The organism is Micrococcus sp. H39-S4 (genome assembly GCF_027158145.1).
Lineage (GTDB): Bacteria > Actinomycetota > Actinomycetes > Actinomycetales > Micrococcaceae > Micrococcus > Micrococcus luteus.
In genome coordinates this window covers 376532-391438 of record NZ_JAPVLT010000002.1, presented here as the reverse complement: position 1 = coordinate 391438, position 14907 = coordinate 376532, and the positions used below count along the sequence as shown (strand labels likewise).

General features: G+C 73.0%; 9 protein-coding genes. 6 read left to right on the top strand and 3 right to left on the bottom strand.

What is annotated here, in order from left to right; all coding sequences use genetic code 11:
* The first annotated feature begins 21 nt into the window (after positions 1-21).
* Both O3T09_RS03740 and O3T09_RS03735 read left to right on the top strand, forming a co-directional pair.
* On the top strand, positions 22-3198 hold the full coding sequence (locus O3T09_RS03740) for a cytochrome P450 (RefSeq protein WP_136940116.1): 3177 nt from the start codon (positions 22-24) through the stop codon (positions 3196-3198).
* Positions 3199-3209: 11 nt separating this feature from the next.
* Complete coding sequence (locus O3T09_RS03735; protein ID WP_205800319.1) at positions 3210-4583, top strand: MFS transporter; 1374 nt, start codon at positions 3210-3212, stop codon at positions 4581-4583.
* Positions 4584-4593: 10 nt separating this feature from the next.
* Here the strand turns inward: O3T09_RS03735 and O3T09_RS03730 are convergent, their stop codons facing one another.
* The 3 genes from O3T09_RS03730 to O3T09_RS03720 all read right to left on the bottom strand — a co-directional run bounded on the left by O3T09_RS03730 (position 4594) and on the right by O3T09_RS03720 (position 8667).
* Positions 4594-7125, bottom strand: a complete 2532-nt coding sequence (locus O3T09_RS03730) for an HAD-IC family P-type ATPase (protein ID WP_269295393.1) — start codon at positions 7123-7125, stop codon at positions 4594-4596.
* 93 nt (positions 7126-7218) lie between these two features.
* A complete protein-coding gene (locus tag O3T09_RS03725; RefSeq protein WP_269295392.1) occupies positions 7219-7785 on the bottom strand; it encodes a DinB family protein in 567 nt (188 codons plus the stop codon).
* A 276-nt stretch (positions 7786-8061) separates the two neighbouring features.
* Positions 8062-8667: a TetR/AcrR family transcriptional regulator gene (locus tag O3T09_RS03720; RefSeq protein ID WP_269295391.1), complete on the bottom strand. Its 606-nt coding sequence runs from the start codon at positions 8665-8667 to the stop codon at positions 8062-8064.
* A gap of 216 nt (positions 8668-8883) precedes the next feature.
* On the opposite strand from O3T09_RS03720, the gene O3T09_RS03715 reads away from it, so the two are divergent.
* The 4 genes from O3T09_RS03715 to O3T09_RS03700 are packed head-to-tail and all read left to right on the top strand — an operon-like array spanning position 8884 to position 14898.
* A complete protein-coding gene (locus O3T09_RS03715) occupies positions 8884-10566 on the top strand; it encodes a long-chain-fatty-acid--CoA ligase (RefSeq protein ID WP_269295390.1) in 1683 nt (560 codons plus the stop codon).
* Between the two features lie 45 nt (positions 10567-10611).
* Complete coding sequence (locus O3T09_RS03710) at positions 10612-11826, top strand: acetyl-CoA C-acetyltransferase (protein ID WP_269295389.1); 1215 nt, start codon at positions 10612-10614, stop codon at positions 11824-11826.
* Between the two features lie 46 nt (positions 11827-11872).
* Entirely contained in the window at positions 11873-14050 is a 2178-nt protein-coding gene (locus tag O3T09_RS03705; protein WP_269295388.1) for a 3-hydroxyacyl-CoA dehydrogenase NAD-binding domain-containing protein, read from the top strand.
* Positions 14047-14898 (top strand): CoA transferase, encoded by an 852-nt coding sequence (locus O3T09_RS03700; protein WP_216880203.1) that lies wholly within the window; start codon positions 14047-14049, stop codon positions 14896-14898. The genes O3T09_RS03705 and O3T09_RS03700 overlap by 4 nt, the downstream gene beginning before the upstream one ends.
* The last annotated feature ends 9 nt before the right edge of the window (positions 14899-14907 follow it).

Below are 14907 nucleotides of genomic sequence, written 5' to 3'. Positions count from 1 at the left end.
GGCATGAATCACAGTAGCAGCATGACCCTCACCGTCCCCCGCCGCCTGACCCCCGCCTCCGCCAGGCCCGCCCCCGTCGCCGACTGGGTGTCCATCCCGCAGCTTTACACGGATCCGTTCCCGACCTTCGAGCGCCTGCGCGCGGAAGGCGGCGTGCACTGGGTGCCGGCAGTGAACCGCTACCTCATCACCACCTACTCCGCAGTGCACACCACCGAACTCGACCAGGAGACCTTCTCCGCGAACGAGGACGGCTCGCTCATGAAGCGTGCGATGGGCCACCCCATGCTCCGCAAGGACGACCCCGAGCACCACCCGGAACGCCGCGCGTACATGCCCACCCTCAAGCCGGCCACGGTGAAGAAGGTCTGGACGCAAATCTTTCACCGCCAGGCGGACCGCTTCGTGGCGGAACTGCGGGAGAAGGGCCCGGGCGCCGACCTGGTGTGGGACTTCGCCGCCCCCTTCACTGCCGAGTCGCTGCGCGCCGTCACCGGTCTCCACAACGTCACGCAGGCGGACCTACAGCGCTGGTCCCAGTGCCTCATCGATGCCACCGGCAACTATGCGGACGACCCGGAGGTGTGGGCACGCGGGGCCCAGGCCTCCGAGGAGGTGGATGCGGCACTCGACGAGATGATCGAGTGGCACCTGCGGCACCCGGACCACTCCCTCATCTCGGGGCTGCTCTCCTTCCCGGACTACCAGATGCCCCTCGAATCGATCCGCTCGAACCTGAAGATGACGATCGGGGGCGGGTTGAACGAGCCGCGGGACGCGATCGGCGTCGCCACCTGGGCCCTGCTCCGTGACCCGGCCCAGCGCGCGCTCGTGGCCGAGGACGACTCGCGCTGGCACGCCGTGTTCGACGAGGCGATCCGCTGGGTGGCGCCCATCGGCATGTATTCACGTCAGGTCACCCGGGACACCGTGCTGGACGGGGTTCACCTGCCCGCCGGTGCCCGGCTGGGCATCTGCCTGCTCTCCGCGAACCGGGACGAGACGCAGTGGAAGCATCCCGAACGGTTCGACCTCACCCGCACAGGCGAGGGTGCGCACCTGGCGTTCGGGAAGGGGGTCCACGTCTGCGCCGGCGCCTGGGTCGCCCGCGCGCAGGTAGCAGACGTCGCCCTGCCGCACCTGTTCCGCTCGCTGCCCGGCCTCGGCCTCGACCCCGACCGGGAGGCCATCCCCGGCGGGTGGGTGTTCCGCGGCATGGACACGTTTCCCGTGCTCTGGGACGAGCCGGGCCGCCGTCGCCCCCAAACGGACGAGACTGCCGCGGACACGACGGCCGAGCCGACCGACGCGCTGGCGGGGGAGAACCGCCACATCGCCGTGGTCGGTGCGGGGCCCGCGGGCTGCTTCACGGCTCAGGCCCTCCGCCGTGAACTCCCGGGTGCCCGGGTGACGGTGTTGGACCGCCGCCCGACCCCCTACGGCCTCATCCGCTCGGGTGTGGCGGGGGACCATCAGGGCACCAAGTCCGTCGCCGACCAGTTCGCGCGCGTCTTCGAGAACGAGGACGTCGACTTCGTGGGTGGGGTCCGGGTCCGTCACGGCGAACCCGCCGAGGACGTTGTCCTCACCGGCCGGCCGGGTGTCTTCGGCCCTGCCCTCCGCTCCCAGGACGCCGACGGTGCGGAACTCACCCTCGCTCAGCTGCGGGAGGCCTTCGACGCCGTCGTGATCGCCACCGGGCTGGACGCCGACCGCGCGCTCCTCGTCCCCGGGGGCGACCTGCCCGGCGTATACGGGGCCGGCCGGCTGACCCGCTGGCTCAACGGCGACCCCGTCGAATGCGCCGCCGTGGCCGCGGGTGCGGCGGTGCGCATCGGGCCGCGTCCCGCCGTTGTCGGCCTCGGCAACGTCGCCATGGACGTGGTGCGTCTGCTCGCTCGCGACCGCGCTGACGTGGACGGGACCGACATCCTCGACGACGCCCACGCCGCCCTAAGCGCCGACTTGCAGGAGTTGCACGTGATCGGCCGCTCCTCCCCGGCGGAGGCGGCCTTCGACCCGGTGATGCTACGGGAGATCGCCGCGCTGCCGGGCGTGTCCCACACCGTCCACGGGCTCACCCCCGAGGACGAGACGGCCGAGGATCCGCGCAGCAGCGTGGTGCGTGCCCTGCCCGCGCAGTCGGCCCCCGAGTCGCGGCTGCACGTGCACTGGTGGTTCGGCACGAACCCGGACGCCGTGACCGCCCACGAGGGCGCCGTCACGGGACTGCGGATCCGCGTCCGGGGCGAGGAGGTGGCACTCCCGGTGACCTCCGTGGTGACGGCGATCGGTTTCACGGACGGGCAGGACGCGCTGCTCCCGCAGGCGGAGATCGAACCGGAAGCCCGGGAGAGCGGCCGGGTGGAGCCCGGGCTCTACCTGGCAGGGTGGGCCCGGCGCGGGCCGCGGGGCACCATCCCGACCCAACGCGCCGACGCGAAGGCCCTGGCCGTCCAGATCGCCGCCGACCTGGCGGACGCCGAGCGCGGACCCGATACCTGGCGGGGCCTGGGTGTGTTGCGCCCCTACCTCGACCGCGCCTCCGACTACGAGGGCTGGCTGCGGATCGACGCCGCCGAACGTGCCGAGACGTCCCCGGGCCGTCCGCGGCGGAAGATGACCGACGCCCGGCGGCAGCGCCTGCTCAGCCGCGGGGCGTGGGAGCCCCTCGGGCGCCGCGACGCTGGCCCCACCCCGTCCGGCGAGCCAGACGACGGCCGGCCCCCGCTGCGCATCGTCTACGGCACCGAGTCGGGCAACGCCGAGGTGGTGGCCGAGGCGCTGGCCGTGCGGCTCGCGGAACGGTTCGCGACCTCGGTCCAGGACCTCGCCGACGTCGCACCGGAGGACCTGGCGGGGGAGAGCGTCGCCGTCGTGGTGTGCTCCACCTACGGCGACGGGGAGCTACCGTCCTCCGCACGCGGATTCTACGAGCGGCTGACGGGCGGAGGGCAGCGGCTGGACGGCCTGACCGTCGTGCCGTTCGGGCTCGGGGACCGCACCTACGGCACCACGTACACCCGGGGCATCGACCTGATGTGTGAGGCGCTCACGGCGGCCAGCGCCACCCTGGCGGTCGAACCCGGGCGGCACGACGCGGCCAGTGGCCTCGCCGCCGCCGACGTCGCCTGCACCTGGGTGCAGGACCATCTCCCCCTCCTCACCCGGTCCGCCACGGCGGACGACTCCCAGTGAAGGGCACGCCCATGACCACGACACCCCCGACCATGACGCGCACCCACGCCGTGAACCAACGGCGGGTGGCGGCCGCGACACTCATCGGTACGACGATCGAGTGGTATGACTTCTTCATTTACGCCACGATCGCGGGCTTGGTCTTCTCCCAGCTGTTCTTCGAACCGGCGGGCGAGTCCCTGGCCCTGATCATCACGTTCGCCTCCGTGGGGATCTCATTCCTGTTCCGGCCGCTGGGGGCTTTCCTGGCCGGCCACTTCGGGGACCGGGTGGGTCGGAAGAGGGTCCTGATCGTGACCCTCGTGGGCATGGGGTCGGCCACCACACTCATCGGACTGCTCCCCACCTATGACGAGGTGGGCCTCGCCGCCCCCGTGATGCTGCTAGTGCTACGCATCGTGCAAGGCGTCTCCGCGGGAGGTGAATGGGGCGGCGCCGTGCTGATGGCGGTCGAGCACGCCCCGCGCCACCGCCGAGGGCTCGCCGGAGCGATGCCGCAGGCGGGCGTCCCCCTCGGCATGCTTCTCGCCACCGCCGTGACCGCCCTCATGACCGGCGTCATCACGCCGGGCGATGCGTTCATGGAGTGGGGCTGGCGGGTGCCCTTCCTGCTCTCGGTCGTCCTGATCGTGGTCGGGCATCTCATCCGCCGTGCCGTGGACGAGTCGCCGGTGTTCAACGAGATGGCGGCCCAACGCGAGGAGCAGAGCGCTCCGATCCCGGAGCTTTTCCGGAAGCATGGCCCGCTGGTGATCCTCGCCGCGCTCGTCTTCGTCGGGAACAACGCGATGGGGTACATGTCCACGGGGGGCTTCATCCCGGCATATGCGACGGGTCCGAATGTCGGACTGGAGCGCACCGAGGTGCTGCTCGCCATGACGTGCGCCTCGGGTGTATGGCTGGTCTCGACGATCTTCGCGGGCTGGATCTCGGACCGAGTCGGTCGTCGCCGGATCTACCAGATCGGGTACGTCTGGCTCTTCCTGGTGGCAGTCCCGTTCTTTCTGCTCATCGACACGGGCCAGCTGCCCAACCTGTACCTCGCGCTGATTGCGGTATGCATCGGTACCGGCTTGACCTACGGGCCGCAATCTGCGCTGTACGCAGAGTTGTTCCCTGCGTCGGTTCGGTTCTCCGGGGTGTCGATCGCCTACGCCCTTGGAGCGATCCTCGGCGGTGCGTTTGCCCCGACCATTGCTCAGTGGCTCCTCACCGCGACCGGGACGTCCCTGTCCGTCTCGGTCTATCTGATGTGTGTGATCACCGTGTCTTTCGTGGCCGTCACTCTGGTGCGGGATCGGCCGGGGATCGACCTCGGCGTCGGCAATCAGGTGGAACAGGAGAGGGGGGCGACGATCTTCGGCGGGCGCCGGAGCGGACACTGACCCCGCCGCTTCAGGCCCCCGCGGCGGCCAGCACCCGCGCCACGTAGCGGCGGTGCACCTGGTGGATGACCTCGATCAGTCCGCACCCGAGCGCGGCGACCACCAGCGCGGCCACGAGCACGTCCGTGGGCGGGACCTCCATCTGGTGGTACCAGCGGGAGGCCGGCACCAGCACGACGGCGGCCAGCACCGCGTACATCGCCAGGATGAGGACCACCACGCGCGCGCTCAGCGGCCGGGACATCACGCTGAGCACCCACAGGCCCAGCAGGGTCAGGGTGATCATGAACGCGGCCTGCTGGCGGGCCAGGTCGACGTCGCCGGCGGTGAGGCGCACGTACGTCTGCAACGCCACCATGGACAGCAGGATCACCGCGCCGGAGGGGATCGCGAACCGCAGCGCCCGCCCCAGGAACCCGGGCACGTAGCGGCGCGGGTTCGGCAGCAGCGCGAGGAAGAACGTGGGCGCGCCGATCATGATGAAGTCCACCGTGGAGGCCTGCCGCGGCAGCAGCGGGAACTGCCACGCGAACAGGGAGAACACCACGCCGAACAGCAGCGCGTACGTCGTCTTCGTCAGGTAGATGTGCGCGAGCCGCTCCATGTTCGCGATCACCTGGCGGCCCTCGCCGAGCACGCGCGGCAGGCGGTCGAAGCGCCCGTCCAGCAGCACCATCCGGGACACCGCCTTGGTGGCCGGGGCCGCGTTGCCCATGGCGATGCCCAGGTCCGCGGTCTTCAGGGCCAGGGCGTCGTTCACGCCGTCGCCGGTCATGGCCACCACGTGCCCGCGCGACTGCAGCGCCTGCACCATCGCCTTCTTCTGGTCCGGGCTGACGCGGCCGAACACGCTGTGCTCCGCCATCACGTCGGCGAGCTCCCCGGGCTCGTCCGGCAGGGTGCGCCCGTCATAGGCCTGACCCGTCACCTCGAGGCCCACCTCGCGGGCCACGGCGGCCACGGTGCGCGGGTTGTCCCCGGAGATCACCACGGTCCGCACGCCCTGCGCGTGGAAGTAGTCGAGGGTCTCGGCGGCGTCCGGGCGCACGTTCTCGCGGAACGTCACGACGGCGACCGGGACGCCTCCGCCGGGCAGCGCATCCCCGATCAGGGGCTCGTCCGTGCGGGCCAGCAGCAGCACGCGGCGGCCGGCGTCCGCGTCGGCGTGGACCTGGGCGCGGACGGCCTCGGCGGCGTCGGGGCCGAGGAGCCGCTCGTCCACGAGGGCCTCGGGTGCGCCGAGCAGCCACGTGCCGGCCGCGGCCCCAGCCTCGGGGCCGAACGCGACCGCCGACCACCGGCGTGCGGAGGAGAACGCCACCTGGGCCGCGGGGTCCACGGCCGGGACGGCCGTGAAGGGCTCGCGCAGGGCCGCCGCGGTGGGGTTCACGTCCGGGTCCGCGCCGAACCAGGCGAGCACGGCCCGAGCCCCGTCGCCGACCTCGGCCGGGGCGCCGTCGTCGTGGGCGCCCGGGGACGCATCCACCGAGGCGGGCGCGGTGAGCCGGTCGAACCGGACGCCGCCCTCGGTGAGGGTGCCGGTCTTGTCCAGGCAGACGGTGTCCACGCGGGCCAGGACCTCCACGGCGGGCTGCTCCTGGATGAGGACCTCCTGCTGGGCCAGCTTGAGCGCGGCCACGGCGAACGCGATGGTCGTCATGAGCGCCAGGCCCTGCGGGATCATGCTGGTCACCGCCGCCACGGACGCGATCAACGCGGGCTCCAGGGCGGCCTCGCGCGGCTGGGAGAGGGCGAGGGCCCAGCCGCCGACCGCCGTCATCTGGCCGTGCACGATCACCGCGATGATCGGCACCAGGGCGATCGTCAGCCAGCGGGCCACCTTCTCCAGGGCGCCGCGCAGCTCCGAGCGGATGGCGGAGTAGCGGCGGGCCTCGGCGCTGAGCCGGGCCGCGTGCGAGGCCGAGCCCACCGCCGTCGCGCGCACCAGGCCCGCGCCGGCCACGACGGCCGAGCCCGAGAGGACGGCGTCCCCGGGGGTCTTGGGCACGGGGTCGTTCTCCCCGGTGAGCAGCGCCTCGTCCATGTCCAGGCCGTCCGAGACGAGGACCTCGCCGTCCACGGGCACCTGGTCGCCGCGGCGCAGCACCACGACGTCATCCCGCACGATCTGCGCCATCGGCAGGGGCACGCGCGCCCCGTCCCGGATGACGACGACGTCGTCCTGGTGCAGCAGCGCGATCCGGTCCAGCTTCCGCTTGGCCGAGTACTCCTGGACCACGCCGATCACCACGTTGGCGACGGCCGCCAGCGAGAACAGCAGGTCCAGCCAGCGGCCCATCAGGATCACGACGACGGCGCACAGCGCGATCGCCAGGTTGAACAGCGTGAACACGTGCACGCGCAGGATCTGCCCCAGCGAGCGGGACGTGTCCCGGGACTGGACGTTGACCAGGCCCGCGGCCTCCCGCTCGGCGACCTCGGCGGCGGTGAGCCCGGTGATCCCCGCCACGCCGGTGAACCCCAGGCCCGTCCCGCTCTCGGGGGCGGACGGGTGCGCGGACGCAGGGGAGGGGGAGGCCATGGCACAGAATCTACCCAGCCGGCGTGGGGCCGGGCATCCGACGAGGGGATGAACCCGGGTGCGACCGCAGGCGGGACTGCGGGTGGGGCGGGCTCACTCGCCGGTCTGGCCGTCGATGCCCTCGCGCAGCAGGTCGGCGTGGCCGGCGTGGCGGCCGTACTCCTCGATCATGTGGGTGAGGATCCACCGCAGCGAGACCGGGTCCCGCCCCTCCCGGATCCGGTGGGCGCGGGCCAGGGCCGCGGCGCCGTCGTCGCCGTCCGCCGCGAGCAGGTCCACCACGATCTGCCGGGACCGCTCCACCTGGCCCTGCCAGAGGACGCGCAGGTCCGCCGCCGAGTCCTGCGCCGCGCTGTGCCAGTCCCAGTCGGGGTCCGTGTCGAAGTCCGCGCCCACCCAGGGCGCCGAGGTGGGCTCGCCGAGGGCGACGGCCTCGAACCACCAGAACTCGACGAACGCGAGGTGCTTGAGCAGGCCGCCGAGCGTCATCGCGGACGGGTGGCCCGGCAGCCGGCGGTGCAGCGCGGCCGTGTCCAGGTCCGCCGTCTTCCACTCGATCGTGGCGCGCAGGAAGTCGAGGAAGCCCAGCAGGGTGGCGGCCTCGCCCGCGGCGAAGGGCGGCTCGGGGCGGCCCTGGTCGTCGTAGAACACGGTGGTCATGGCGGCCAGGCTACGCCCCACCCGCGTTGTCGTTCGGGAAACGGCGCGTCCGGGGCGGGTGAGCTGGCCCTCGGGAGTGGGTGAGCCGGCGGACCTGGAACGCGTGCGGTCGCTCTGAGCCTGCACAGTGCGCCCATACCGACCGCAGGCGTTCCCGGAAGGGGGTGGGCCGGCGTCGTCGGCACCCAGGAGGGCCCGGAGGAGCTCGGCAGGGCGCCCGAGGACTGGGCTGCGCCGGCGCACGCGGACGGCGGCTGCGCTGGGCGGCGATCCTGCTCACCGCGGCGGATCCACCACGAGCCGCACCCGCGGGCTCGCCTGCTCGGCGGCGTCCTCCTGGGTCTCGGCGATCCGGCGCCAGATGCGGTCCGCCGACGGGTCGACCAGGAGGTGGCCCATCTGTCGGATGACGGTGCCGAACACGGACGTCGGCATGCTGCGCCGCGGGGCGAAGCCGGACCGGCGCAGGCGCTCGGTCTGTTCCGTGGTCAGGTCCACGAGGCGCTCGAGCAGGGACTCGGTCCCCCCGCCGGCCTCCAGCAGCGAGCGGCGCACGTAGGCCCCCACCACCGGGTACTCGGCCAGGAGGTCCGCGAACGCGGCGTCGCGGGCCGCGGACACCTCCTGTGGGGTGCCCACGAGCGGGACCTCGTCGAGGGTCGTGGCGATCAGGCGCAGCACGTCGTCGTCGACGGCGCGGGTCAGCCCCGCCTTGCTGCCGAAGTGGTGCCGCACCAGCCCGGGGGCGACGCCGGCGCGTTGCGCTATCTCGCGGACGCTGGCCATCTCGACCCCCCGCTCGGCGTACAGCTCGAGGGCCGCCAGGCGCAGGCGCGCGGGGGAGGAGAGGTCGTCCTGGTCGAAGGGCAGGGAGGTGTTCATCGGGTCCTCGGGGCTGGGTCGGCGGATGGGATGGCCCGTGGTCGGGAGACGAGGATGCGGGGGCTCGCTGAACCCTACGGCAGGGATCGACACGACCCCGCACCTTCTTGCACGCTAGTGCAACATCGTGCTTGAGTGTGCAACACACGCCCCATGAGGCATGTCACAGATGACTGCCGCCCGCCTCCGCGACCACCACACCTCCCAGGGGGACCCATGCAGACCACCGACACCGTCCTCGGCACCCCGTCCACCATGGGCGACGACGAGCAGCTCACCACCACTCGCCTCCTGCGGGACGCCGCCCGGACCTTCGGGGATCAGCAGATCATCCACACCCGCGGTGGCGGCTCCCCGTGGCAGACCACCACCTACGCGGCCGTGTGGGAGCGGGTGCGCCGCATGGCCGCGGCCCTGCGCGCCGAGGGCGTCGGGCCGGGGGACCGGGTCGGCCTGCTGCTGTGGAACGACGTCCGCCATCTCGAGTCCTACTTCTCCGTCCCGCTGCTGGGCGCGACCATGGTGCAGCTCAACCTGCGCCTGGCGCCCACGGACCTGGCCTACGTGATCACCCACGCGCAGGTGGGGACGATCGTCGTGGACGAGACCCTCCTGGAGCTCGCCGCCGCGCTCGAACCGCACCTGCCCGACGGCGTCCGCTGGATCGTGGCCGGCGACGACGAGCTCCCCGCCGACTGGGCCGGTCGCGGCGACGTCCTCTCCTACGAGGCCCTCCTCGACGGGCACGAGCCGCTCGAGACAGCGGGGCTGCCGAACGTGAGTGAGCGCTCCGCCTCCGGCGCCTGCTACACCACGGGCACCACCGGCCGCCCCAAGGGCGTCTTCTACTCGCACCGGGCCACCTGGCTGCACGCGCACGCCGTGGTGTCCACCCTGGGCATGACCATGGCGGACACCGCCCTGCTGCTGACCCCCATGTTCCACGCGCAGTGCTGGGGCCTGCCGTTCGCCGCCGTCGCCGTGGGCGCGCGCCTGGTGCTGCCGGGCCGGTTCAACCTCACGGACACCCCGTGGCTGACCTCCACCCTCGTGGACCACGGCGTCACCGTGGCCCCGGCCGCCCCCGCGATCCTCATGCCGATGCTCCACCACCTCCGCACCCTCGAGACGCCCCCACGCATGGACGGCGTGCGCCTGCTGTGCGGCGTGACCGAGCCCCCCGTGGCCATGATGCGCGGCTTCGACGAGCTCACCGGCGCGGAGGTCATCCACGCCTACGGGGCCACGGAGACCTCGCCCATCGTCTCCCTCAACCGCATGAAGCCGAGCCTCATGGACACCCTCTCCGAGGACGAGCGGTGGAACCTCAAGCGGTTCCAGGGCCTCGTCGTCGTCGGGGTGGACGTGAAGATCACCGACCCCCTGGGCGAGCTGCTGCCGCCCGGCGAGGAGAACGTGGGCGAGATCCGCCTGCGCGGGCCCTGGGTGACCACCTCCTACGCCGACAACGCCGAGGCCACCGAGGCCGGCTTCGACGACGAGGGCTACTGGCGCTCCGGGGACCTGGGCTACCTCTCCCCGGAGGGCTACCTCAAGGTCACCGACCGCCTGAAGGACGTGGTCAAGTCCGGGGGCGAGTGGATCTCCTCGATCGACCTGGAGAACCACATCATGACCGTCCCCGGGGTCCGCGACGCCGCCGTGATCGGCGTCCCCCACCCCCAGTGGGAGGAGCGCCCCCTGGCCCTCGTGGTGCGGGACGAGGACTCCGGTGTCGACCAGGACGCCGTCCTCGCCGCACTCGCCGAGCGCTTCGCCACCTGGCAGCTGCCGGACGAGGTCCGCTTCGTGACGGAGATCGACCGCACCGGCGTCGGGAAGGTCAACAAGCGCAAGCTGCGCGCCGACTACGCCGACGCCCTCACCTCCGGCCGCTGACCGGCCCGCCACCTCCCCAGACCCACCCCGACCCCAGGAGACCCCGTGACCCAGGACGCCTTCCTCTACGACGCCCTCCGCACGCCGCGCGGTGCCGGCAAGCCCTCCGGCTCCCTCCACGAGGTCAAGCCGATCGACCTCGTCGTCGGCCTGACCCACGCGCTGCGCGACCGCCATGAGGGGCTCGACCCCGCCGACATCGAGGACATGATCCTCGGCTGCGTGAGCCCGGTGGGCGACCAGGGTGCGGTCCTGCCCCGCGTGGCCGCCCTCAAGGCGGGCCTGCCGCAGACCGTGGCCGGCGTGCAGGTGAACCGGTTCTGCGCCTCCGGGCTCGAGGCCGTGAACCAGGCCGCCGCCCGCATCCGCTCCGGCTGGGAGTCCCTGCTCGTGGCCGGCGGTGTGGAGTCCATGTCCCGCGTGCCCATGGGCTCCGACGGCGGCGCGTGGGCCATGGACCCGGCCACCTCCCTGGCCACCGACTTCATCCCGCAGGGCGTCTCCGCGGACCTGATCGCCACGCGTGAGGGCTTCAGCCGCGCAGAGCTGGACCGCTTCGCCGCGCAGAGCCACCGCCGTGCTGCGGCGGCGTGGCAGGAGGGCCGGTTCGCCCGCTCCGTGGTCCCGGTGACGGACATGAACGGGATGACCGTGCTGGACCGGGACGAGACCATCCGCCCCGACTCGTCCGTGGAGACCCTGGCCACGCTCAAGCCCTCCTTCGAGGCGCTGGGCCGGGAGGCGGGCTTCGACGCCGTGGCGCTGGAGAAGTACAGCTCGCTCGCGGAGATCGAGCACCGGCACCACCCCGGCAACTCCTCGGGCATCGTCGACGGCGCCGCGCTGACGCTGATCGGCTCCGAGGAGGCCGGCCGGCGGGCCGGGATGAGCCCGCGGGCCCGGATCGTCTCCGCCGCCGTCGTCGGCTCCGAGCCCACCATCATGCTCACCGGTCCCACCCCGGCGTGCCGCAAGGCCCTCGAGGTGGCCGGCATGACCGCCGCGGACATCGACCTCGTGGAGATCAACGAGGCGTTCGCGGCCGTGCCGCTGCTGCTGATGAAGGAGATGGGCTGGACCGAGGAGCAGACCAACGTCAACGGCGGCGCGATCGCCATGGGCCACCCCCTGGGCGCCACCGGCGCCATGATCCTCGGCACCCTCGTGGACGAACTCGAGCGGCGCGACCTGCGGACCGGCATCGCCACGCTCTGCATCGGCGCCGGCATGGGCGTCGCCACGATCGTCGAGCGCGTCTGAGCGCCCCACCCACCCGACCGACCAGCACGGCAGGAAGAGCACCGGCATGAGTGAGCACATGATCACCTGGGACCAGGACGCCGACGGCGTCGTCACGCTGACCATGGACGACCCGCAGGCGCGGGTCAACACGATGAACGAGCGGTACCAGGACGCGATGGACGCCGTCGTGGACCGCCTGGAGGCGGAGCGGGACACGGTGACCGGCGTCGTCCTGACCAGCGCGAAGACGACCTTCTTCGCCGGCGGCGACCTGGACTCCCTGGCCCAGGCCGGCCCCGAGGACGTGGAGTCCGTGTTCGCGCTGACGCAGCGGGTCAAGGGCCAGCTGCGCCGCCTCGAGACCCTCGGCCGCCCCGTGGTCGCCGCGCTTAACGGCACGGCGCTCGGCGGCGGCCTGGAGATCGCGCTGGCCTGCCACCGGCGCATCGCCGTGGACGACCCGGGGCTGAAGGTCGGCCTCCCGGAGGTCACCCTGGGCCTGCTGCCCGGAGGCGGCGGCATCACGCGCCTGGTGCGCATGGTGGGCGTGGAGCGCGCCCTGATGGACTGGCTGCTGCAGGGCACCGCCCGCGACGCCCGGGCCGCGATGGAGAAGGGGATCGTCGACGAGGTCGTGACCGACCCCGCGGACCTGGTGCCCGCCGCCAAGCGCTGGATCCTGGAGCACCGCGACGACGCCGACGCCGCCGTGAAGCCCTGGGACGTCAAGGGCTTCAGGATCCCCGGCGGCACCCCCGCCCAGCCCTCCTTCGCCTCCCGTCTGCCCGCGTACGCCGCCACCCTGCGCCGGCAGCTCCACGGCGCGGACCTGCCCGCCCCGAAGGCGATCCTCAGCGCCGCGGTGGAGGGCTCGCAGGTGGACTTCGACACCGCCTCGCGCATCGAGACCCGGTACTTCGTGTCCCTCGTGACGGGCCACACCTCCTCCGCCATGATCCAGGCGTTCCACTCGGACATGCAGGCGCTGCGTTCCGGCGCGGCCCTGGGCGGTCCCTCCCGCGAGCGCAGCACGATCACCACGGCGGCGGTGCTGGGCGCCGGGATGATGGGCGTGGGCATCGCCCACGCGCTCGCGCTCAACGGTGTGGAGGTGATGCTCAAGGACGTCAGCCTGGAGGCCGCCGAGCGCGGTCGTGAGCGGGTGGGCGCCCTCCTCGAGGGGCGCGTGGCGAAGGGGCGCATGAGCCGCGAGGACGCCGACGCCGTCCTGGCCCGGGTACAGCCCACCGAGGACTATCAGGACCTCGCCCACGTGGACGCGGTGATCGAGGCCGTGTTCGAGGACGTCGAGCTCAAGGACGCGGTGTTCGCCGAGGTGGAGAAGGTGGTCGGCCCGGACACCCTGCTGTGCAGCAACACCTCCACGCTGCCGATCACCCTGCTGCAGGGCCCGCGGGAGCGGCCCCAGGACTTCATCGGCCTGCACTTCTTCTCCCCGGTGGACCGGATGAGGCTCGTGGAGATCATCCGTGGTGAGCAGACCTCCCAGCGCACGGTGGAGCGCGCCTACGACCTGGTGCAGCAGATCCGCAAGCTGCCCATCCTGGTCAACGACGGGCGCGGCTTCTACACCTCCCGCGTCTACGGCACGCTCGTGCTCGAGGCCGCGGCCCTCGTGGAGGAGGGCGTCGACGCGCAGCGGATCGAGCGGGCGGCCCGCCACGCCGGCTTCCCGGCCTCCCCGCTGGCCATGATGGACGAGGTCTCCCTGACCCTGATCCAGCACATCCGCCGCGAGGAGGAGAAGGCCGTCGCCGAGGCCGGCGGTGAGCGTCCGGTGCGTCCGGGCGAGCGCGTGGTGGAGCGCATGGTGGACGAGTTCGGCCGTCCGGGCCGCGCTCAGGGCGCCGGCTTCTACGAGTACCCGGAGCAGGGCCCCAAGCACCTCTGGCCGGGCCTGGCCGAGCACTTCGCCACCGGGGCGGACGTGCCCGAGCAGGACCTGCAGGACCGCCTGCTGTACCGCATGGCCATCGAGACGGCCCGCTGCTTCGACGACGGCGTCCTCACCGACGCCCCCTCGGCGAACCTCGGCGGCGTGTTCGGCATCGGCTTCCCGCCGCACACCGGCGGGCCCGTGACGTTCATGACGCACCGCGAGGGCGGACCGGCCGCGTTCGTGGCCCGCGCCGACGAGCTGGCCGACCGCTACGGCGAGCGGTTCCGTCCCGGCGACACCCTCCGGCAGCTGGCCGAGCGCGGCGAGGGGCCGGGCCGATGAGCGCCGCACCGCTGGCCGGGGTGCGCGTGGTGACCATCGCCCTGAACCTGCCCGGGCCCGTCGCCGCGGCCCGCCTGCAGGAGCTGGGCGCCGACGTCGTCACGGTGCTCCCGCCCAGCGGGGACCCCGTGGCCACCCTGGTGCCGGCCCTCTACGAGGAGCTGCACCGCGGGCAGTCGGTGCGCACCGTGGACATGAAGTCCGAGGCCGGGGCCGCCGAGATGGAGCAGATCCTGGCCGAGGCGGACGTGTTCCTCACCTCCCACCGCTCCGGGGCGCTGCGCCGGCTGGGCCTGGACGCCGACGCCGTCCGAGCCCGCCACCGGCGGATCTGCCAGGTGGACATCACCGGCTACGACGGGGACCGCACGGACGTGCCAGGCCATGACATCAACTACCAGGCCGCGGCGGGCCTGCTGGCGCCGGGGGCTCCACCGCGGATCCTCGCGGCGGATCTGCACGGTGCCGAGCGGGCCGTCTCTGCTGCGCTGGCCCTGCTGTGGGCCCGCGGCGCGGACGGGGACGGCGGGCACGCCACGGTGGCGCTCGCCGATGCCGCGCACGCCCTGGCCCTGCCCAACCGGCACCGCATGACGGGCCCGCGCAGCCCCCTGGGCGGGGCCCTGCCCCACTACGGGGTGTATCCGGCGGCCGAGGGCCATGTGGCCGTCGGCGCGCTCGAGCCGCACTTCGCGGCCGCGCTCGTGGCGGGCCTCGGGCTGGACTCGGACGGGGACGTCCGCGCGCAGCTCACCGAGGCCCTCTCCCGGCACGACGCCGCCCACTGGCAGGCCTGGGGGGAGGAGCGGGGCATCCCGCTCACCGCTCTGGCCAGCCCCACCGCCTGACCCCCACGA

Bases quoted from the DNA above. Each gene is read 5' to 3' on its own strand.
- O3T09_RS03720 (WP_269295391.1), bottom strand. From the start codon at position 8,667: ATGAACACCTCCCTGCCCTTCGACCAGGACGACCTCTCCTCCCCCGCG.
- O3T09_RS03730 (WP_269295393.1), bottom strand. From the start codon at position 7,125: ATGGCCTCCCCCTCCCCTGCGTCCGCGCACCCGTCCGCCCCCGAGAGC.
- O3T09_RS03735 (WP_205800319.1), top strand. From the start codon at position 3,210: ATGACCACGACACCCCCGACCATGACGCGCACCCACGCCGTGAACCAA.
- O3T09_RS03715 (WP_269295390.1), top strand. From the start codon at position 8,884: ATGCAGACCACCGACACCGTCCTCGGCACCCCGTCCACCATGGGCGAC.
- O3T09_RS03740 (WP_136940116.1), top strand. From the start codon at position 22: ATGACCCTCACCGTCCCCCGCCGCCTGACCCCCGCCTCCGCCAGGCCC.
- O3T09_RS03700 (WP_216880203.1), top strand. From the start codon at position 14,047: ATGAGCGCCGCACCGCTGGCCGGGGTGCGCGTGGTGACCATCGCCCTG.
- O3T09_RS03725 (WP_269295392.1), bottom strand. From the start codon at position 7,785: ATGACCACCGTGTTCTACGACGACCAGGGCCGCCCCGAGCCGCCCTTC.
- O3T09_RS03705 (WP_269295388.1), top strand. From the start codon at position 11,873: ATGAGTGAGCACATGATCACCTGGGACCAGGACGCCGACGGCGTCGTC.